The organism is Roseburia sp. AM23-20 (genome assembly GCF_003470905.1).
In the GTDB taxonomy this organism is placed as follows: domain Bacteria; phylum Bacillota; class Clostridia; order Lachnospirales; family Lachnospiraceae; genus Roseburia; species Roseburia rectibacter.
Genome location: NZ_QRHS01000002.1, coordinates 122,826 through 141,937, shown reverse-complemented (window position 1 = coordinate 141,937; position 19,112 = coordinate 122,826). Strand labels below are relative to the sequence as shown.

Annotated in this window: 25 protein-coding genes; 22 read left to right on the top strand and 3 right to left on the bottom strand. The window is 37.9% G+C overall.

Translation table 11 applies throughout. The features are described from left to right. The first annotated feature begins 70 nt into the window (after nt 1–70). From DW650_RS03605 to DW650_RS03580, 6 genes are all read left to right on the top strand, one after another. On the top strand, nt 71–925 hold the full coding sequence (locus DW650_RS03605; protein ID WP_117918550.1) for a YitT family protein: 855 nt from the start codon (nt 71–73) through the stop codon (nt 923–925). Nucleotides 926–935: 10 nt separating this feature from the next. Continuing rightward, nucleotides 936–1,178 carry a hypothetical protein gene (locus DW650_RS19940; RefSeq protein ID WP_241070952.1) on the top strand — a complete coding sequence of 81 codons (243 nt, stop codon included), beginning with the start codon at nt 936–938 and terminating at the stop codon, nt 1,176–1,178. 12 nt (nt 1,179–1,190) lie between these two features. Beyond that, on the top strand, nt 1,191–2,075 hold the full coding sequence (locus tag DW650_RS19935; RefSeq protein WP_241070953.1) for a GGDEF domain-containing protein: 885 nt from the start codon (nt 1,191–1,193) through the stop codon (nt 2,073–2,075). Nucleotides 2,076–2,156: 81 nt separating this feature from the next. Beyond that, a complete protein-coding gene (locus DW650_RS03590; RefSeq protein ID WP_330414582.1) occupies nt 2,157–2,321 on the top strand; it encodes a hypothetical protein in 165 nt (54 codons plus the stop codon). Nucleotides 2,322–2,589: 268 nt separating this feature from the next. Continuing rightward, the gene (locus tag DW650_RS03585) at nt 2,590–2,739 is read left to right on the top strand and encodes a TnpV protein (RefSeq protein WP_330414581.1); all 150 of its coding nucleotides are present in this window, start codon (nt 2,590–2,592) and stop codon (nt 2,737–2,739) included. 46 nt (nt 2,740–2,785) lie between these two features. After that, on the top strand, nt 2,786–3,235 hold the full coding sequence (locus DW650_RS03580) for a hypothetical protein (RefSeq protein ID WP_243006705.1): 450 nt from the start codon (nt 2,786–2,788) through the stop codon (nt 3,233–3,235). Nucleotides 3,236–3,314: 79 nt separating this feature from the next. Here the strand turns inward: DW650_RS03580 and DW650_RS03575 are convergent, their stop codons facing one another. From DW650_RS03575 to DW650_RS03570, 3 genes are all read right to left on the bottom strand, one after another. Next, nucleotides 3,315–4,034 (bottom strand): hypothetical protein, encoded by a 720-nt coding sequence (locus tag DW650_RS03575; protein WP_330414580.1) that lies wholly within the window; start codon nt 4,032–4,034, stop codon nt 3,315–3,317. Between the two features lie 3 nt (nt 4,035–4,037). Further along, entirely contained in the window at nt 4,038–4,217 is a 180-nt protein-coding gene (locus DW650_RS20720; protein ID WP_330414579.1) for a hypothetical protein, read from the bottom strand. A gap of 213 nt (nt 4,218–4,430) precedes the next feature. Next, on the bottom strand, nt 4,431–5,096 hold the full coding sequence (locus DW650_RS03570) for a sigma-70 family RNA polymerase sigma factor (protein WP_118209074.1): 666 nt from the start codon (nt 5,094–5,096) through the stop codon (nt 4,431–4,433). Nucleotides 5,097–5,320: 224 nt separating this feature from the next. Here DW650_RS03570 and DW650_RS03565 point away from each other — a divergent pair, with 224 nt between their 5' ends. The 16 genes from DW650_RS03565 (at nt 5,321) to DW650_RS03490 (ending at nt 18,820) form a co-directional block, all read left to right on the top strand. After that, nucleotides 5,321–5,563: a transposon-encoded TnpW family protein gene (locus DW650_RS03565; RefSeq protein ID WP_117918546.1), complete on the top strand. Its 243-nt coding sequence runs from the start codon at nt 5,321–5,323 to the stop codon at nt 5,561–5,563. Then, nucleotides 5,560–7,386: a DUF4368 domain-containing protein gene (locus DW650_RS03560; protein ID WP_241070955.1), complete on the top strand. Its 1,827-nt coding sequence runs from the start codon at nt 5,560–5,562 to the stop codon at nt 7,384–7,386. The genes DW650_RS03565 and DW650_RS03560 overlap by 4 nt, the downstream gene beginning before the upstream one ends. A 546-nt stretch (nt 7,387–7,932) precedes the next feature. Beyond that, nucleotides 7,933–8,286 (top strand): hypothetical protein, encoded by a 354-nt coding sequence (locus DW650_RS03555; RefSeq protein ID WP_117918545.1) that lies wholly within the window; start codon nt 7,933–7,935, stop codon nt 8,284–8,286. Nucleotides 8,287–8,380: 94 nt separating this feature from the next. Then, a complete protein-coding gene (locus DW650_RS03550; RefSeq protein ID WP_117918543.1) occupies nt 8,381–9,121 on the top strand; it encodes a LytR/AlgR family response regulator transcription factor in 741 nt (246 codons plus the stop codon). 3 nt (nt 9,122–9,124) lie between these two features. Then, the gene (locus DW650_RS03545; protein WP_117918541.1) at nt 9,125–10,417 is read left to right on the top strand and encodes a sensor histidine kinase; all 1,293 of its coding nucleotides are present in this window, start codon (nt 9,125–9,127) and stop codon (nt 10,415–10,417) included. 134 nt (nt 10,418–10,551) lie between these two features. Next, the gene (locus DW650_RS03540) at nt 10,552–10,938 is read left to right on the top strand and encodes a hypothetical protein (RefSeq protein WP_243102847.1); all 387 of its coding nucleotides are present in this window, start codon (nt 10,552–10,554) and stop codon (nt 10,936–10,938) included. Further along, nucleotides 10,925–11,689 carry a hypothetical protein gene (locus tag DW650_RS03535; RefSeq protein ID WP_055231197.1) on the top strand — a complete coding sequence of 255 codons (765 nt, stop codon included), beginning with the start codon at nt 10,925–10,927 and terminating at the stop codon, nt 11,687–11,689. The genes DW650_RS03540 and DW650_RS03535 overlap by 14 nt, the downstream gene beginning before the upstream one ends. Before the next feature lie 43 nt (nt 11,690–11,732). Then, nucleotides 11,733–12,317, top strand: a complete 585-nt coding sequence (locus tag DW650_RS03530) for a hypothetical protein (RefSeq protein WP_118209073.1) — start codon at nt 11,733–11,735, stop codon at nt 12,315–12,317. A 9-nt stretch (nt 12,318–12,326) separates the two neighbouring features. Then, the gene (locus DW650_RS03525; protein WP_118209072.1) at nt 12,327–12,914 is read left to right on the top strand and encodes a hypothetical protein; all 588 of its coding nucleotides are present in this window, start codon (nt 12,327–12,329) and stop codon (nt 12,912–12,914) included. A gap of 40 nt (nt 12,915–12,954) precedes the next feature. Then, nucleotides 12,955–13,044, top strand: a complete 90-nt coding sequence (locus DW650_RS20715; protein WP_118096728.1) for a DUF3879 family protein — start codon at nt 12,955–12,957, stop codon at nt 13,042–13,044. 17 nt (nt 13,045–13,061) lie between these two features. Continuing rightward, complete coding sequence (locus tag DW650_RS03515; protein WP_118209071.1) at nt 13,062–14,114, top strand: hypothetical protein; 1,053 nt, start codon at nt 13,062–13,064, stop codon at nt 14,112–14,114. Then, nucleotides 14,114–14,779, top strand: a complete 666-nt coding sequence (locus DW650_RS03510; RefSeq protein WP_118209070.1) for a hypothetical protein — start codon at nt 14,114–14,116, stop codon at nt 14,777–14,779. The genes DW650_RS03515 and DW650_RS03510 overlap by 1 nt, the downstream gene beginning before the upstream one ends. Nucleotides 14,780–15,132: 353 nt before the next feature. After that, entirely contained in the window at nt 15,133–15,747 is a 615-nt protein-coding gene (locus DW650_RS19930; protein WP_442969706.1) for a DUF6033 family protein, read from the top strand. A gap of 4 nt (nt 15,748–15,751) precedes the next feature. After that, nucleotides 15,752–16,393, top strand: coding sequence for a hypothetical protein (locus tag DW650_RS03500; RefSeq protein ID WP_241070957.1), 642 nt, complete (start codon nt 15,752–15,754; stop codon nt 16,391–16,393). Nucleotides 16,394–16,739: 346 nt separating this feature from the next. Continuing rightward, entirely contained in the window at nt 16,740–17,453 is a 714-nt protein-coding gene (locus DW650_RS03495; protein ID WP_055193281.1) for a LytR/AlgR family response regulator transcription factor, read from the top strand. Beyond that, entirely contained in the window at nt 17,450–18,820 is a 1,371-nt protein-coding gene (locus DW650_RS03490) for a GHKL domain-containing protein (protein ID WP_118209069.1), read from the top strand. Before DW650_RS03495 ends, DW650_RS03490 begins: the two co-directional genes overlap by 4 nt. Nucleotides 18,821–19,112: the final 292 nt, after the last annotated feature.

The window sequence follows — 19,112 nt, the reverse complement described above, 5'->3', positions numbered from 1 at the left end:
ATGATCAGAAAAACAGCAATTTGCATTGGCAAATATCTTAGCAGTAAATTGCATGGAAATGAGGAGCATTATGAAAAAACAAGTGAATTATATAGAGATTATGAAGGAGACTGCGATCTTAACAGCAGCAGTGGCGATCATTGCGGCGGCAGTGTATTTTTTTCTGGTGCCAAGTCATGCATCTGTCAGCAGTATCTCCGGTCTTGGAATCGTGCTTTCAAATTTCATTCAGCTGCCGTTGTCGGCGATCACCATGATTTTGAACGTGGTGCTTCTTATCATCGGCTTTTTTACCTGTGGAAGGGAATTTGGAGTGAAAACTGTCTATACAAGCATCATGCTTCCGGTATTTTTAGGTGTATTTGAAAGAGTTTTTCCTGATTTCGGATCGATGACAGACAGTCAGGAACTGGATGTATTATGCTATATTTTAGTAGTCAGTGTGGGGTTAAGTATTTTATTTAACCGTAACGCATCGTCAGGAGGACTCGATATCGTGGCAAAGATCATGAATAAATATCTGCATATGGATCTCGGAAGGGCAATGTCTGTATCAGGAATGTGTGTTGCACTTTCAGCAGCCTTTGTTTATGATAAAAAGACAGTGGTACTCAGTATTTTAGGAACTTATTTTAATGGAATTATCTTAGATCATTTCATTTTTGATTATAATATCAAACGCCGTGTATGCATTATTACAGAGAAGGAAGAGGAACTCCGTAATTTTATCATCAATGATCTGCACAGCGGGGCAACAATCTATGAATCAATCGGTGCTTACAATATGCAGAAACGCAACGAGATTATTACCATCGTGGATAAAAATGAGTATCAGAAATTAATGAATTATATGAATCATGAAGATCCGAAAGCATTTATTACGGTGTATCATGTGTCGGATATCCGGTATCAGCCGAAAGGGTAAGGTGCAGTGAATGGAAAAATGGGATGTTACCATACATAAGTTATTCAGTAAAGATCCAGATGATGAAAAAGAGAATGTGACACAGAATATTTATGTATTCCGTTTTATTATATTCTGCATTGCTGTCTATTCTGTGGAAATGTTGTTAAACTGCGCTGGAATTTTTATTGTTGATAAAACGATTTTTGCAAGAGGTTATTTTACCGGGTGCTTTTTAGCTGTCCTGTATATTGTGATTTTGCTGTTGTTATGACTTGAGCATCCATTGACAAAGTATGTCAGTATAACATCGATCAGCCTCATTATCATGGCTGCCAGTATTTCACTGACATATCACATGGTCATTATTATTGTGGTGCCGATCATCATAGCAGGCATGTATACGTCGAAACGTCTATCCATCTATACATTTGTGCTTACGGTTTTTTCGATTATAGTCAGCACTTATGCCGGGTATTATTATGGTGTTTGTGATGCAAATATGGTGCTGCTTACCACGAGCTCTTTAGATAATTCTTCACAAAACGGTATTTTTCTATTGAATCAGGTTAACGATGATCCGGGTATGACGATTGCGTTATATTATGTACTGCCGCGTTGTCTCATGGCGATTTCATTTGTGTTTGTATCGAACATTGTAAACAAGGTGATACGGAAATCATTGAAAAGTGCAATGAAGATGGAGCAGAAGGCTGCAACGGATGAGATGACCGGACTCTATAATAAAAATAAACTTCTTTCGATCATTGAGAAAAGGACGTATGATTACCAGCAGATCGCTGTTATTTACTGGGACATTAACCGCTTAAAGCATGTGAACGATACTTATGGGCATTTTGCAGGCGACCAGATGATCGTAAAAACAGCGCAGTCAATACGGATTGCTTTAGGTGACACCGGTATGGCATTCCGGTACGGTGGTGATGAAATGCTTGCACTTATTCCCGGAGGAACCGGTGAAACGGCAGAAAAGATGATAAAAATCTGGAAACAGACACTTGCAGCCGTGCAGGTGGACTGTGAAATACCGATCACCGCAGCAGTCGGTTATTCGATTGGCGAACATGAAAAGTTAAAAAATGTGATCGCGGCGGCAGATCGGAATATGTATGTATGCAAGGCTGCAGACAAAAAAGTATCTGAAAAATAAAAAGTGAAAAAATTGAAAGAAAATACTTGACTTGAAGTTCACTTCATGGAATATGCTCTTCGGAAAAAGGAGGTATCATTCATGATGACAGATAAAATGATAACATTAAATAATGGTGTAAAGATTCCACAGCTTGGACTTGGAACATGGTTTATTGAAGACAATGCGGCAGCAGAGGCAGTGAAAGCGGCAGTCAGCCTTGATACCGTCATATCGATACGGCACAGGCTTACGGAAATGAAGTGATATGTTGTGAAGTGTAGATGTCAGATTTCCCAAAACAGTGTTGTTTAGCGGAAACCTCCATCTGCTAGTCAAATGCAAGCATTTGACTCTCGCGACATTCGCCAAATTGACACGCCAGCGTGTCAGCTTGGCTCATTGTTCGCGGATATAACACAACATAGGCGGCTGGCTCATTTGTGGTGAATGATAGATTGCAGATGTTGTATTAAGAAGGTGATACTCTTTTAATTGAAACTGTAAACATTTAGCACAAAGGAAGGAGCAGCGTATGGAGTTAACATATCATTGGGAAGGCGATGTATTGATTCCAGATTTGGAATTGGAAGATGGAAGCAATTATCAGATTGGCAAATATGGCAGAATGCGACAGAGGTATTCTGATTTCGTCACAAAAGGAAAGAGATTTTGTAAATACTAACTACGACGACATTAAGCAGGTATTCAGCATATGGATATGTATGAACATGGATGATAACAGCTTAAGCCACATCCATTTGACAAAAGATGAGATGTTAAAACCATGTAACTGGAAAGGTAATCTCGATCTGTTAAACATTGTGTTAATAGGAATCACAAATGAGATTCCGGAACATGATGAAAAATATGAAATGCACCGGTTGATTGGAGCATTACTTTCAAGTGAATTGAAAGAACAGGAAAAATTGGATATTATAGAACATGAATATAATATTCCAATCAGTCAAGAATTCAGAGAGGATGTGAGAATTATGTGTAATCTGAGTACAGGAATTGAAGAAAGAGCTACTGAAAAAGCTACTGAAAAAACAAGCGAAAAGTTTATTCTGAATATGTATAAAAAGGGTTATACATTGGATCAGATCGCAGATGTAGCTGAAACAGGTGTTGATGAAGTTGAGGCGATTATTAAGAAGAGAGAGTCTGCAATGGCGTAACTATCATTAGCAAAAATAAGAGACGGCAAATCGTCAACAAGTTGTTGATGATTTGCCGTCTTTGTTTTGTATATTGGAGCTATTCTTCTTTTTTCTTAACCCTTGTCTTATAGACATTATACTGATTCTTGCATTTCGGAGAGCAGAACTCATTTCCCTTACGGCTTGCGATAAATGCCCTGCCACAGTGCTTACACAGCTCCATATCGCAGTCAGAATCCGTAAGCATAAAAGAAAAGCACATCTGGATCATGACGAGCAGGGAATGGAAGTTCCATACGATAACCGGGGCATTTTCCACTAATGAGATATGGTAAGTCGGGGATATTCCGCCAAATGCAGACATACCCTGACGATACAGGTTTTTTGTCTGTTCATCAAGACTGTCGTAGTCCATATAATATAAGAAACTTGTGGTAAAGGTAAATGCCCAGTCGGAAAATTCTTTCACCAGCCAGTCATAGCGTTCTGCATATTCCTTCTGAAAACTCATCGTAACAGCCTGTGGATTCTTTCCCGTTGCAAGTGCGATTGCAATGCCATTCCTGTCAGATACTGACCAACTGGATTCTATCCCTTTTTTATGAAAATCCATCTTATCAAACGGATAAAAGTAATCGAGATAACTTTCTGTTGATAGAGATTCTTCTTTAATAAAGTGGTTTTTCGGAAGATATACAGATTCATAGGTGATAAATTCCGCAGTTGTCGGAAGTGCAGTCATAAAGCCTAAAAATCCGTAGGAATTGATGAAACGAAGTACCATACTTTTCAGTTCATCTTCAGGCGCTTTATGCATGACCTACAAACCGATGTTGACAGCATCCAGTACAAGTGATTCTGCATCTTTCATAGGATTATACATTTCTGGTTTGGCATCCGCAGATACTACAATATACAATGTTCCATCTTCGGCAGTGCTGTATTCATAACTACTGTACCGTATCCATGGGGAACTGGTATGTTCAAATAGATTTTTCATGAAAAGACTCCAATCTGATTTAACTGGAATCAGAGCAATCGTCTGAAATTCAATTCGTATAACTTCTATATAAAGAAACTGTAATCTATTAACAATTCTATTCGATTACACATTATAGGTCAAGGGTTATCATTCTGAAATTTCAACGCAATTTTTTTTTGACAAAACATTAAAAGTATCATATTACCCTGTTATATATTTCAGGCAGCATAGTCACTGTTTTTCAGAATTCTTTTCGTCTTTAGTTCTTGCCCCATTTTCAAGAAAATATTTTTCGTCCAATGTAAGTGTCCAAGGCAGATGAAGCAGCCTTGTTTCAATAGCAGTCTTATATTTCTTTCTTATCTGCTTTATGGCAGTTTCCCTTACACCATGCACATTGCGGTCAGTCTTTCCATTCAGCTCAGCGTATTGGAGAGTGGAGTATGACCGGACAATCACATAGTACAAAAGCTGTTTCTGGTGTTCCTTCATATTCTTTAATATCAGGCATAAATCCTGACTGCGTACAAGCTCATGGATGTAATCCGGCTCATCAAAGATATAATCAATAAAATCGCCGGCAAGTATCTGTTGCCACAGCACCATATCATAGTTGGCATTACCGGGCAGGATATAATCAGAGGCGTGCCATTCAAGCGGTACTTCAGAGCGTCCGATTTCATGGTAGCGCTCTCTGCGTTCCCTGTTGTCATCAAGTTTATCCCACCACGATATAACATTTGCAAATTCTTCCTCGGTTCGTGCAGTTTCTTCAAGACGGCTGATTGCCAATGCACGGGCTTCCCTGTGCAGCATAGTTTTCTCACTGGAAGAATCGTTGTATTCCGGTATTAAGTTTTGTTTGCGGAAAGCTTTTAGTTCCTCATATTTTGGCAATTTAATCAGTCCTTAAAAATTTTTTCAAAAATAATTTCAAAACACTTCCGATTTTGTAGCCGTATTTCTCCTATTAGTGAAGAGAGTAATTCTTTTTATCACTAAAGCAATTACAGAAAGGAGCAAAAAGGATATGAAGTATGGATAAACAAAAGCTTCGGTTACACGAAGCGGAAGCATGAAACAATTATAATTTTTATCAGAGAGAAAGGCAAGGATTGATTATGGAGGCAGAAAAACTAAATAATGGCGATAGAAAGTCCGGCTCATGTGAAGCTGGATTTTTTTATCGCAGGATTGGTGGGACAGTTTACAAAATCAGGGTATTAACGAGTAAAAACAGTACAGATACCTTTTCGGGCAAGATTTCCCACATTATTTCAAGAGAGGTGCTGACAGAGAAAGCGGATTATGATAAGATAGAGCTACCACAAATAAGTCAGTTGCCGGAAGGGAGTTCGGCATGAACAGAACCAGACAGACAACTGACAAATCGAAAAACAGAATAACTGCTCTTTATGAGCGACTCTCAAGGGACGATGAGCTTGCGGGAGACAGCAACAGTATAGTGAACCAGAAGAAAATGCTGGAGGACTATGCAAAGAGTAATGGATATACCGATTTGGTGCATTTTACAGATGACGGATATTCCGGTGGAAATTTTGACAGACTGGGATGGAAGGAAATGCTCCGACAGATTGAAGACGGAAGCATTGGCACAGTCATTGTAAAGGATATGAGCCGAGTCGGGAGGGATTACCTACAGGTAGGATTTTACACGGAGGTATTCTTTCGGGAAAAAGGTGTCCATTTCGTTGCTATCTCTAATGGTGTTGACAGTGATATTAACACCAGCAGCGAATTCGCCCCTTTTTTAAATATCATGAATGAATGGTATCTGCGTGACTGCAGCCGCAAGATAAAGGCGGTATTGCAGGCAAAGGGCAGGGACGGGAAACCAATTACCAACAATCCGCCATACGGATATATCAAAGATCCGGAAGATAAGAACCGGTGTGATATGTCAAAGCCATATGAATGGGCAGGAGTAAGTGTCGTAAGAATGCTTGAAAAACCGGAATATATGGGAGATACAGTGAATTTCCGTACAAAGAAGCTTTCCTATAAGGATAAGACTGCTGTAAAAAATGATAGTGACGAGATAGTGGTCTTTACGGATACCCATGAGGCGATCATTGACAGAAAAACATGGTATATGGTGCAGGAGCTTAGAAAGACCAAACGCAGGATAAACACAGAGGGCGAGTCAAATCCGTTTGTGGGTAAGATTTTCTGTGCGGACTGCGGTGGAAAGATGCATTATCGTAATGAGGGAAAGCGTGCCGGAAGAAAATGGAGAGGACTGCCGGATGGCAGTGTCAGAACAACTCCAGCCTGTTATAACTGCGGCAATTATAATAACAGCCATGACCAGTCAGGAAAGGTCTGCTGTTCGCACAATATACAGGCAAAGGTGATTGACCAGTTTGTGCTTGAAACCATTCAGTATGCGTGTAAAAGTGTAAGGATGGATGAGAGAGCATTTGTCGAAAGCATCCGCAGTGCATTAGAAATCCGGGAACAGAGTGAGGCGAAGAAGCTGAAGGCTGCGTTAAAGCATCAGGAGAAGCGGTATGCAGAGCTTGATATCCTTCTTAAAAAAGTGTATGAGGACAATGCCCTTGGCAGACTGCCTGACAAAAGATATGAAATGCTATCGGCAGGGTATGAAAAAGAACAGGCAGAACTGGAACAGTCCATTAAGGCATGCAGGGAGCAGCTTACGCAGTATGACGAGGATACAGACCGGACGGAGGAATTTCTGGCATTAGTCCATAAATACACGGATATCACGGAATTAACACCTGTCATCATCAATGAATTTGTGGATAAGATACTTGTCCACAAAGCGGAAAAGATTGATGGCGAGCGTGTGATGGAGATAGAGATTTACCTTAACTTCATCGGTAAAGTGGAACTTCCGGCACAGGAACTGACGGAAGAAGAACTGGCTGAAATAAAGGAAAAACAAAGACTTCGTGAGCGCAATGCCATGTATCAGAGGCGGCGCAGGGCAAAGTTCATGCCAAAAACAAAAGCAATCCGTGCAAAGGTGCAGGAGGCTGAGATAAAAGAAGCTTTGGAGAATGCGAGTGCAAAAGCGGAAAAACTGCTTATGGCAGATAATGATACGCATATCGCAGAGGTAGTTGCCGGGGAAAACAAAGTATATGTTGATACCGGAATTTTCCCAACAGCAGAAGAGGTAAAAGAAAAGTATGCAATTTAAGAAAGAGAGGATTTTATTATGACAGAGAAGATCAGAGAATATAATGTTGTCCGTCAAATTAGATGCACCTGATTTAGATCTTATTTGTTATGCATCCGCAGATTGTCTGCACCAACATCTGCAAGTTATCTGATCGACATAAAAAATGATGCAGATTAAGAGATCAGGGAAAATACAATAAAAGCAGGCTGCCCTGCTTTTACTGCTAAATCTCATTATTATTGATTGCCTGCATGACGATCTCTGCAGTAATCATGTCACTTTTTCTAGAGTCTCCAATCAGAAGACAACTATTGCATAGAATATCTGAAAAAGAAGGAAAAGAGCAGACTGGAGTATGAACGCATAAAGGCTGATATTGAACAGGAATCTGGAAGATATGATGATTATGCGGAATGGGATATATCTGATGTTAAGGAAAGTGTCGGTATAGATACAGCAGGGAGTGTTCAAAAGGAATATGAAAAGACAGAAGGGGATATCAGTGTATATGAGGGCTTTGACCGGTTCTGTGAGAAAGAGAACATTCGTGATGACGAGGAGAAAGTGTTCTATGGTGCTGCGTTTGATGAATTTAATCGGGAGTGGCAGGGAATAGCATCAGAAGAACAGACAGAACCGACTTCCCATAAAGAAGAGCAGGAGATACCACCAGATTATACGAAGATGTCAATGCATGAGCGTGTCAGACAGCTTCCGCCGCCAACAGAGGACACGTCACAGGAGTTTGAAGCATATAAGAACAGGATGAGATATGGTGCGGCTAAGATGAAGAGTATCCGTTATAAGATGAGTGTATATGATGAATTCTTAGAGAAACTGGAAGCCAGAAAGAAATACCATGGAACGAAGGCATATGGCAGACAGGGTACAAGGAAACGAGGCAGAGAGGGAAGGTAAAAATAATTTTGATGACCATACCATATCGGCAATTATAAAAAGTGCCGATATGGTATAATAGAAAAATAAAAGTTATTACAGGGAGGAGAATGGATTGTTAGAAGTAGCAATATGCGATGATGATAAGGAAGATCTTGACAAAGCGGCGCTGATGCTGGATAAAATTCTTTCAGAATATCAGGTTCAATATCAGATTCGGTCATTTCTATCGGCGAATGAGCTGCTGAACAATAATGACAAGATTGATATCGGAATACTGGATATTTCCATGGAAGAACTGGGCGGAATTACGCTCGGAAGAAAGCTGAAAGAAAAAAATCATGATATAAAAATTATATACATTACCAGTTATGAAGAATACATGGCACAGGCGATTAATAAGGTACATGCGTTTTCTTTTTTGTGTAAACCGATCAATGAAGAAGAAATGAAAACGCAGATTATGGAAATTCTGGGGCAGGAGAAATGTCCGGAAATAGAAAAGGAATTTGAAATACTAGATGAATCAGGAACAAAAGCAGGTTGTGTGCGTTTGAAATTAAACGAGATATTATATTTTGAGTACATAAAAAGATCCAGAAAAGCAGCAATTATTCTGGAAGATTGCAGATATGAATGTGAATGTACATTTGAAAACCTTGTGGAAGAATTACAACCATATGATTTTGCGGTAAATCACAGAGGCTGTCTTGTAAATCTGAGACATATTGAGAAGATACAGGGATTTCATATTTATCTGGACAATGGGAAAGAACTGTCCCTTGCACAAAAAAGAAACTCTGATTTCCGGGAAGAAATGAATAAATTTTTGCAGAAAACCCAGAGGAGAGAATAGAAGATGGATAAGATTTTACTTGCGATATGTAATGGACTTTCCTGTTTTATTATCTGTACAATTCTTTTTCAATTTATGAATGAAAGATATAAGAAAAGTTACAGCAATAAAACTTTGTACATAGCAGCAGAGATAGCGATGGGAATCACTGCATTTGGCATAAATATGCTGAACTTTGCAATATTGAATCTGCTGATATGGTTTGTTGGAGTTGGTGTAACGGTATATTTTCTGTATTACGAAGATGCAGACAGACCAATCCGTAGAATCACTGAGTGTGAAGTACTGGTTTTATGTATGTCTGTATGTGAAACGCTGGGAGTGCTTCTGTTACACTGTTTTTTGCAGATTTGTGGAATATCAAATATTGATGTGGTCATGCAATATTGTCTGGAAGTGACATTTTCAAAGATAGTGCTGATTTTCCTATACTATGTTTTGATAAACAGATTGATAAAAAGGACAGAGGTAGCCTGTTCCAGAGAACAATATATCATATATGGAATCCTGCTTTTTTACAGTCTGGTCAATATGCTTGTGATTGTGCAGAATTTCAGGGATGGACAGAAAAGCTATCTGTCAGCGGTAAATATGGGTTGCATCGTTTTGGCTGACCTGTATCTTTTGTATTATGTCAAAATGGCAGACGAAAAGAGATACTATGAAAACCGCGTAAAGGCATTGGAGCAACAGGCAAAAATGCAGTATGAGTATTATCTTGCACAGAATGAAAAATATAGTCAGACAGTACGGATATTACATGATGTGGATAAGCATATCAGGGCTATCGAGAATTTGTATGGAACAGAGAGGGAGCATACGGCTGGCGAATATGCAGAGGCAATCAGAAGTACACTGGCACCACTGATTCCTATATCTTACACAGAGAATCCGATACTGAACATTCTGCTGACAGATAAAAATGCTGTCATGCAGGAGAAAGGGATACATTCGGACATTAAGATAGACAATGTAGAATTATCTTACATAGAGCCGATAGACATAACAACTATTTTCGGGAATCTGCTGGACAATGCGATTGAAGCTGCCGCAAATGCTGACGGAGACAAATATATTTTTATTAAAATCAGTGCCTATCATAAGATGACGGTAGTTCATATAGAAAACAGTTGTGGAAAGGTAAAATGGAAAAAACGTATGCCGGTATCAGATAAGGGAAAAGGCAGAGGGATAGGACTCTTAAATGTGAAACAGAGCATAGATAAGTATGATGGGGATTTACAATTAAAACAGGATGGAAACAGATTTGTAGCAGATTTGTTTCTGAATTCATGAAAAGGGCGGTTTCGTCCTTTTTTTGTGCTCAAATCGTAGTTGGTGCAAAAAAATCGTAGTTGGTGCAAAAAAATCGTAGTTGGTGCAGAGCGTATAAAATATGTGAAGAATAGTGCCGATGAAATTATAAAAGAATGGAACATGATATAAGTCATATTAAGGATATAGGTGATATTATGAATATTTTTTTTAACAGCCGAATTTATACCAATCAGTCATTCGTTAATGCGCTGTTTGGAAAACAACAAAAGACTACAAGAAGTCAAGATGCTGGTTGCAACGGTACAAGAGATACTTTAACGATAAGTGCATCAGGAAAGGAAAAACTTGTAAAAAATACGAAAGGAAGAACACATAATACAAATGTTGACAAAAGTATTGATTTGAAATCCTATATAGCTTCAGCCCAAAAAACAAATCAAAAAATAATTGATAATGCAGGGACACAGATTAATGCGAAAACAAGTGAATATATGAGTACAGGTAAGGTTTTTAGGGGAGACAGTTATGAAGATTTATAATAATATGAATATTACATATTCTGCAATCGAACAAAACAGCAGAAAAAATACAAAGCAAAATATTCCGGCAGATTTAGAAAAGAAAATGACACAGTACACAGATACACTTTCTATTTCAAAGACAGGGCAGGAAATCTTTAAGCATTTATCATCAGTTAGTTTTATGGATTATGTCAATCGGTTTGAAAATGAAGTAACAGAGGTATTTGCAAAGGAAGATACGACACAGGGGGTGAAGTCAGATACTTTTGAACATCATGTAAACAGAATGGCAACAGCATATAACAAAATGAAAAACAGCATTGAAGAAAAATATGCGGCACAAGATTATGAGCAAGAGTATTATGTGACGGAATCGGGCAAAATTGAGGAATTAACCAAAGAAAAAGAACTGGATATGCTAAATCAGGCATATGAAAATCACAGTAATTTTATGGCAACTTCCACAGAAATCTGGTCAGAATTACAGGATTTTACACCATCGGTAGTTTACCATAAAGGAAGTGAACAGACAGCAAATGAACAGAACATAGGTGAGAACCAGGAGAATACTGCAAGATCTAAAGAAAATGGGGTTATCCAAAATTCGGCATATCAGGCATTTTTATCCGCCATCCAGTCGGATAACCAGAAATTATCGCAGCAGTATTCGGGTGATTGGAAAGATTTAAGGCTAAATCTGAATGTATCAGATGGTGATCGGAAAATGCTTAATGGTATTTGGGATTATTATGCTATGGAGAGTGAATAGATTCCGAATGACAGAGGAATGAAAATAATTGGAGGAAACGAAAATGAGTATAGCAGGAATTAACGGTTATAATTATTCAAATTATTATACAGGAACAAAAAGAAACACTGCGAAAGCAAACGGTATGAATTCCGGTTTGTTATCAAATGTAAGTAGTACATCTTCTAATATTACATTACATATGTCGGGAACAGAAGCTAGTGGAAATGCATTAACAGCAGCAGGATTTCCGGATGGCAGTAGTGCATCTGTATATAAATCAGATGCATATGATTCGGCAAACCCAGAATACAGGGTAAGATATTGGGACAAAGAAGGAAATTACACAGATACAAATGTACAGATAAATGATGTTGATCCAAGAAATGCAAGTTATTTGGAAATGCTTGCATATACAACATATAGTGATGTAGAAGGCTTTACGAAAAATGCTTTTGGAGATTTCATGAATGCGGCTGGTGGTGTGAATGGCAACATCACTTATGATTCTGACAGCATAAATGAAAAGAAAGACTATATGAGCATGATTAAAGAATTTATGCAGTTACAATATGATTCGAACAACTTATCAGGTTATCTGTCATATAAGGAATTGTATGATTACATAAATGACAGAACAGAGAGGTGATTCAATTAAATGGAAATATCAAATAATTATAGCACAGCAAAAGTGTGGAACACATCGAATAAAAATGTTTCTAAATCTTCTGAAAAAAACAAATGGAAATTAACGGATTCTTTAAAAGAGAAGATTGTTGATCTGGCAAAAAAAGATGCACAGGACAATGTATATATGGGAAATGCATTTATGAATTTGAGAAAGACGGAAGTAAGCAAAGTAGCCCCGAATAGAGCTGCTTTAATTGGAAAGTTTAGTCAATCAATGAATTCAGGTAATATGTCAGCAATGAAAGAAGTTGAGGAAGCAGACAAAAAATGGCTCTGTATGCTGTTTGGAATACCTTATGAGGCAAAATATCAGGGAACAGGGACAGGCTCGGCAATTCATGTATACAATGAAGATGGCGAAGAAGTTTTGACCTATACAGGGGGGGTAGGCTGGCAGGAAAAAGAAACAAAAGCAGAGTCACAGGTTCAGTCAGCATTAAAAATGACATATTATGAGGCATTTAGTGAGGCGAGAAAAGCATTAAATAGTGAAGAAAAGGCTGGCAGTATAAACGAAGACATAATATCACAAGGCAACTTCGATATGAAAGCGTAAAATGTGTGATTTAATAATGTGTCTTATATGGGAATGAGCAATGTATGGCAATGTTCAGGGAACAAAAAATCTAATGAGTCATTATGAAAGTGACGGTGATTATGTTAATTATAAAGTGTCACGTGATTAATAAGGAGGACTTGCACTATGCAGATTAATGCTAATTATTCTGTGAATGGCGTGCCGTATGATAATAAACGTAAGCAGAATAATATCCCTCAATTTAGTACGGAATGTGCGGTTCAGGAAAATGAAAATATAAATCCATATATGGCAGAACCACTGGTATATGTATGTGACTGTTATCAAAAATTTAATGTAGTGACAGGGATGCCCAAGAGTAACTTCGGAGATTCTTTTGGCTATGATATGCAGAAAGATATATCCAGTCATATGACCGATTTTTATGCCGGAAAGGTGAGCAGAGAGGAACTTAATTCCTATTTTGAGGAATGTTGTACTTCCATGCGTACCTATCGGACAAGTCAGCATCAGACATCCGGAACCAATGAAGCAGATAATACACAAATCGTAAGTGAGATGTATGAGGTATTTGCAAAAGAAAATGCAAGGGCAGCAAGTCAGGCAAACTATCAGGAAGGAAAAGCATTGAATGAGAAATACTATTCTGATAGTCACAGTGACTGGACTTATTATAATTCAGATTATTACTATCAATGCAATGAAACCAATGCGGCATTGAGGGAATCTGTCCAGCAAATGACCGAAAAATGGGATTTGGATGAGATTGACTGTGATAAAATCGAAGCAAATTCCAGCCTTACATTAGACGGTGGTTTTGATTTTAACAGCACATGGAATTTTGAATTTAGAAATCAGGCTGGCAGGAGCAGTCTGGCAAAGGAATCAGCGATACCGCCTGAGAATTTTAAGATGTTTTTCAAGGAACAGGTAACATCTTTTACAGAGGACAATAAATTTAATGGAAATCTGAAAATAACAATCGGAGAGAATAATTACGATTTAAAGGTTCCATTTCAGACGTTACGCACCGGATCGGAAGGGGAAATTTGTAATGTCTGGGATTTGATGGAAGATTATTATCCGAAGTCAGAAGATACCTCTAAAGTTAAAAATTTCCTGGGGAATATGTCTGTATTTACACGGTGGTATGCATATGAAACAAGAATTAATGACATATTTGGTGATTATGAAGTGTCACATAAGGAGTTGAGTTAATGGGTATATCATTGTCAGGTATAGGAACTGTTGGAAAAGAGCAATTAATTTCCTCATGCAGTAACGGAGAACCGAATTGGCTTTATATTCCAACAAAAGGGAAAAGTTCAAAAACGCATGCGGAATTTGTTAGTGAAATTAAAGAACTGGCACGACGAGCAGCTACGACAGCAAATAAGACAGAGTACGAATATATTTCCAGACAGGTTCTTGGTTTACGGGCAGAATATCTATCAGATGTTGCACCTGATAGAAAACAATTATATGAACAGGCTAAAAATACTATAAAAAAACAAACTGGCAATTCGAAATGCAAAGGATGTGGAGAATTATCATTATTGGATTTTTTGGAGAAGGCAGAAGGAAAAAGCAGTAATTTTGCTGAAAAGAAGTTTGCACTGGCGGGAGGAGGAACATTGAATTGTCCAATTCTAACTACTGGTGGTTATGGTGCTGAAATTCAGTATCAGGGAGTAACGGTATTATCTAATCTTGGAAATGGCTGGGGCTATGAGATGACACCAGCGGAACTTGCAAAAAAAGATGAATTTTATTCTATTTATTGGAGCGAATATAATTTCGTAAAAGAGAATGGAAGTTCAGAATTGAGAGGGATGCCGGATTATTTGGATCAGGATAGACCTTCTTTTGAAGCCAGAGCATAAAATAAATATTGTACGCAAGGAAAAAATGAGCATAGGAGCAGTGCCAGGTGGCACTTTTGATTTTTCACGTGAAGTCCAGAACTTTATGATAAGATTCATAATCGAAACAATTATGCCGATATATAGAAAAGAACAGGTAAACGGATTTACGATGTGATATGTACAAGGAGGACAACGGATATGTCAATGAATGTAAGCACAACCACGGCTGCTTATGCAAGTTACCAGAACAACTACAAGACTGGTACAGCAAATAAGAAAAAGAAACAGCACAAACAACAGAAAATACGAAATTAAAGAAAAATACGACTGAAAGCATCGCTGAAAAAAATCTCAGTAAAGCGGCACAAAAAATGCTGGAGAATTTGCGTGGATCAAGAAACGACATGGATTTTATGGTTGCCGATTTTGAAAATGGTGATAATGCCAAAGATATTTTAGCCCAAAGTGATAAGGAGTATACGGTTATTTTCTCAAAGGAAGAAATGGAGAAGATGGCGTCTGATCCGAAATATTATGCAGAAAAAATGCATAGCATTGAGGGAGCTTTGCGTATGTCAGATGAAATCAATGCCCAGTTCGGCTTTGAAAGAGCATTTGGTAAGACTAACGGTGGTGTAGATGCTGATACAAAAATAACAAAATTTGGCATCTCTTTTAATAGTGACGGAACTACAACCTTCTTTGCACAATTGGAAAAATCATCAGCCAGTCAGAAAGAATATCTTGAAAAGATTCAGGAAAAGAAAGCTGAGGAGAAAAAGAGGCAAAGAAAAAGGAACAGTCCAAGCAAATCGAAGTACGAAAAACTACAGTTCAGGCAAATTCAAAAGAAGAACTTTTGGATAAGATCAAAAACATTGACTGGGATTCCATTAAACCGGAGGAGAATAAAATCGGCGGAAGGTTTGATTTTTCAATTTAGTGAATTTGGAACAGATGAAATATATGCCAATATGGAGGAATAATGTTATGCAGATAACAAGAGATAATTATTCGCAATATGCTCAAATGGTTCAGCAGATGTTCGGGAAAAAAGCAAGTTCAAATGATCCGTTAGCACAATGTGATTATGGCAATTTTTCATTAAGATTTAAGCCTGTGGATATTAACTTTACAAAACCGAACTGGGATACTATCATGACAAAACGAGATAAACCTGCGATGTCAGAAGAAGAATTTGACGAAGCAATAAAAGAACTTGCAAGAAAAGAATTTGTTACTGGAAAAAGGGATGATGATGCTTACCGAAAATTGTGTATGCAGCATGGAGAAACAGTATCTCCTGATAGAAAGGCTATATATGAATCAAGCATGAAAAAAACTGGTGGCAAAATGAATGCTGCATGTATGTTTTGGGATTCAAAAGGTAATAAAACGCTTTCTTATAATCCAGAGTCAAGAAACTGGAAAGCTATAAGTACAGATGAAGAATTTGCAAGAGCAAGAGTGTTTACATCAATTTATAATGATGAGTTAGCCCGTTTGAAGGAAGAGTATGGCGAAAAAGCGAAAGGAAATGTTTCTTATAGCAAAATAAAGGCAGATATATCCGCAGAGGAATCAAAGGAAAAGAACAATAATGAAGGAAATACTATTGATTTGCAGATTTAGATTGTTGATTGCGTTTTAGTAAATAGTAGATAAAAAACGGAAAGATATTCATCGCTGGTAGCGGCATTGAGTTCATAAATTACTACTACTCTAGATAAAAGTAGTATTCCGATAAGTTAAAAGATAAAGCAGATGCAAATAGACACGAATCCCAGCGTATACCAATGAAGGAGTTTATTTCATTTCTTTAATAGTGCAGACATGACTAAAAGACAGGGCAGTGAACCAATAATGGTTTACTGCTCTTTTCACAACAAAAAAAGGTCATTTCACAACAACTGTGGCAGATATAATCTGTTCGTCCGATATAATAAATATATTTATCAGACAAAAAGGAAGTGGCAAAATGCAAATAGCTATCTGTGATGATGAAGTATCTATGGTTCAGATACTGGAAGAAAAGATAAAAAAGTTATTGCCGGATGCGGTTATAGATAAATATTTATCGGGTGATGAACTGATCGCAAGTGGCAGTAAGCCGGATATTCTTTTTCTGGATATTCAGATGCCGGGAATGGATGGGATGGAAACGGCAAAGATGCTTCGTCAGGACAATGAGAATATGATACTCATTTTTGTGACAGCAGCAGAGGAGTATGTTTTTCAGGCATTTGATGTCGGAGCATTTCATTATCTGGTTAAGCCATTTTCCGATGAGAAATTGAAAGAGGTTGTGACAAAGGCAGTCCATAACATAAAAAGGAGTTCCAGACTTGAAAAAGACGAAAAGTATATTATGGTACAGACCGCCGGAAGTCATATAAAGATTTTTCTGCGTGATATTGTGTATGCCGAGGTGTATAACCGGAAAGTTATTATCCATACACGAAGTACGGATATTGAATACTATGGTAAATTACAGGAATTAAGTGATATGGCAGGAACAGATTTTTTCCGAACACACAGAGCCTATCTTGTACATTTTAAATATGTAGAAAAATATGATGCAACTTGTGTAACTATGAAAAATGGAACTGCATTGATTGCAAAAAAGAATTATCCGGAGTTTGTGAGGAGGTATCTGAAGTATAACCAGAGGAAAGGAAATGAAGTCAGATGAGTTTAGTGGAAAGATGTTGGATGATCACATCGAAGTTTTCTGTTATTGCAATTTTGATTATTACAGGAATCTGTTTTGGTGTTTTTGTATATCCATATATGAAAAAGAAAAGGGAAGCTGCTCTGGTCAGTATTGTTTATATTGGAATTATGTCTGTGCTGTATCTGATACCACAGCAGATTGGCAATTTTTCTGCATATATGCTGGGGGTTGTGGCTGCATTTCTTGTGATGTATGTACAGGACAGAAGAAACATCTATCAGAAAATATTTCTTGCAGTGACATTTTTTTCTATCCGTTGGCTTGCGGTTGCAATGGCAGACAGACTGGATGATTTTATCACAAAAGCTCTGGTTTTTGGGAATACGATTGCAGAAAGACAATGGCTGCAATATGGACTTTATGCTGGAACGAGAATTCTGGATATTGTGCTTTGTATCGTTTTCTTTGCAGTTGCAATCGGTCTGATCAATAAAGCATATGTATACAAAAATGATGAAATGAACGTTAAAGAGCTGGTAATGCTCATCATACCTTCTCTTGTGGGAGTTACAGGATATGGCATTCTACAATATTATCTGAATATTTATGAAAAAGATACAGGAAAGAGCCTGACAGATACCTATGGATTTTATGGAGCTTTAAGCTTTGTGCATTATTTTATCTCTATCATAGCAATTCTTGTTATGACTACGATGTTTCAAAACTGGAAGGTGGCACAGGAAGAACAGACAGGTCAGGAGCTGGTATTAAATCAGGTCAGTGATATGAAAAAGCATATCGGGGAAGTGGAAAAGCTGTATCAGGATATCCGCAGCCTGCGTCATGACATGGGGAATCATATACAGATGCTGGAACATCTTGTGGCAGAGAATCATATGGATGATGCAGCAGAATATATGGAGCATTTGAAAAAGGAGTGGAATGAAATATCTCCTGAGATAAAAACGGGGAGTCCTGTCATTGATGTGATTCTGATGGAAAAGTTAAGAGAAGCAAAGGAAAAGCAGATTCGTTTTATATCAGATTTTCATTATCCGGGGGATACGAAATTAAATGCATTTGATTTAAGCGTGATCTTAAACAATGCACTGGATAATTGCATGGAAAATGTAAGTGGAGAAAATCCTTATATCAGTATCTCTTCTTTTCGGAAAAACAGTATTTTTATGATAACCATAAAGAACAGATATGAGGGAGTATTAACATATAAGGACTGTGACTTGCCGGAGACAACAAAATCCGGGAAGGAGCATGGAATTGGACTGCATAATATCCGGAGGGTTGCAAGGATGTATATGGGAGATATATCTTTAGAACAGGAGAATCAGGAAGTGGTTCTAAGTATTATGTTACAGGTAGAATAAGGACAAAAAGCACCTTCGAGGTGTTTTTTATTTGCTTCACAACAAAAAAAGGGCGGTTCACAACATCGCTGTTTATTGTAAAGAAAGATATGCCGAAAGAATCAGTAAAGAGAAATCATGTTGTACAGATTTTTTAGAAAACGGATTTCAGAATTTAAGCTCAAGGAGGCCAAATCCTCTCCTCGCCATGGGACTCGGATTTTGCTTCGCAAAACAAGGAGGCTAAATCCTCTCCTCGCCATGGGACTCGGATTTTGCTTCGCAAAACAAGGAGGCTAAATCCTCTCCTCGC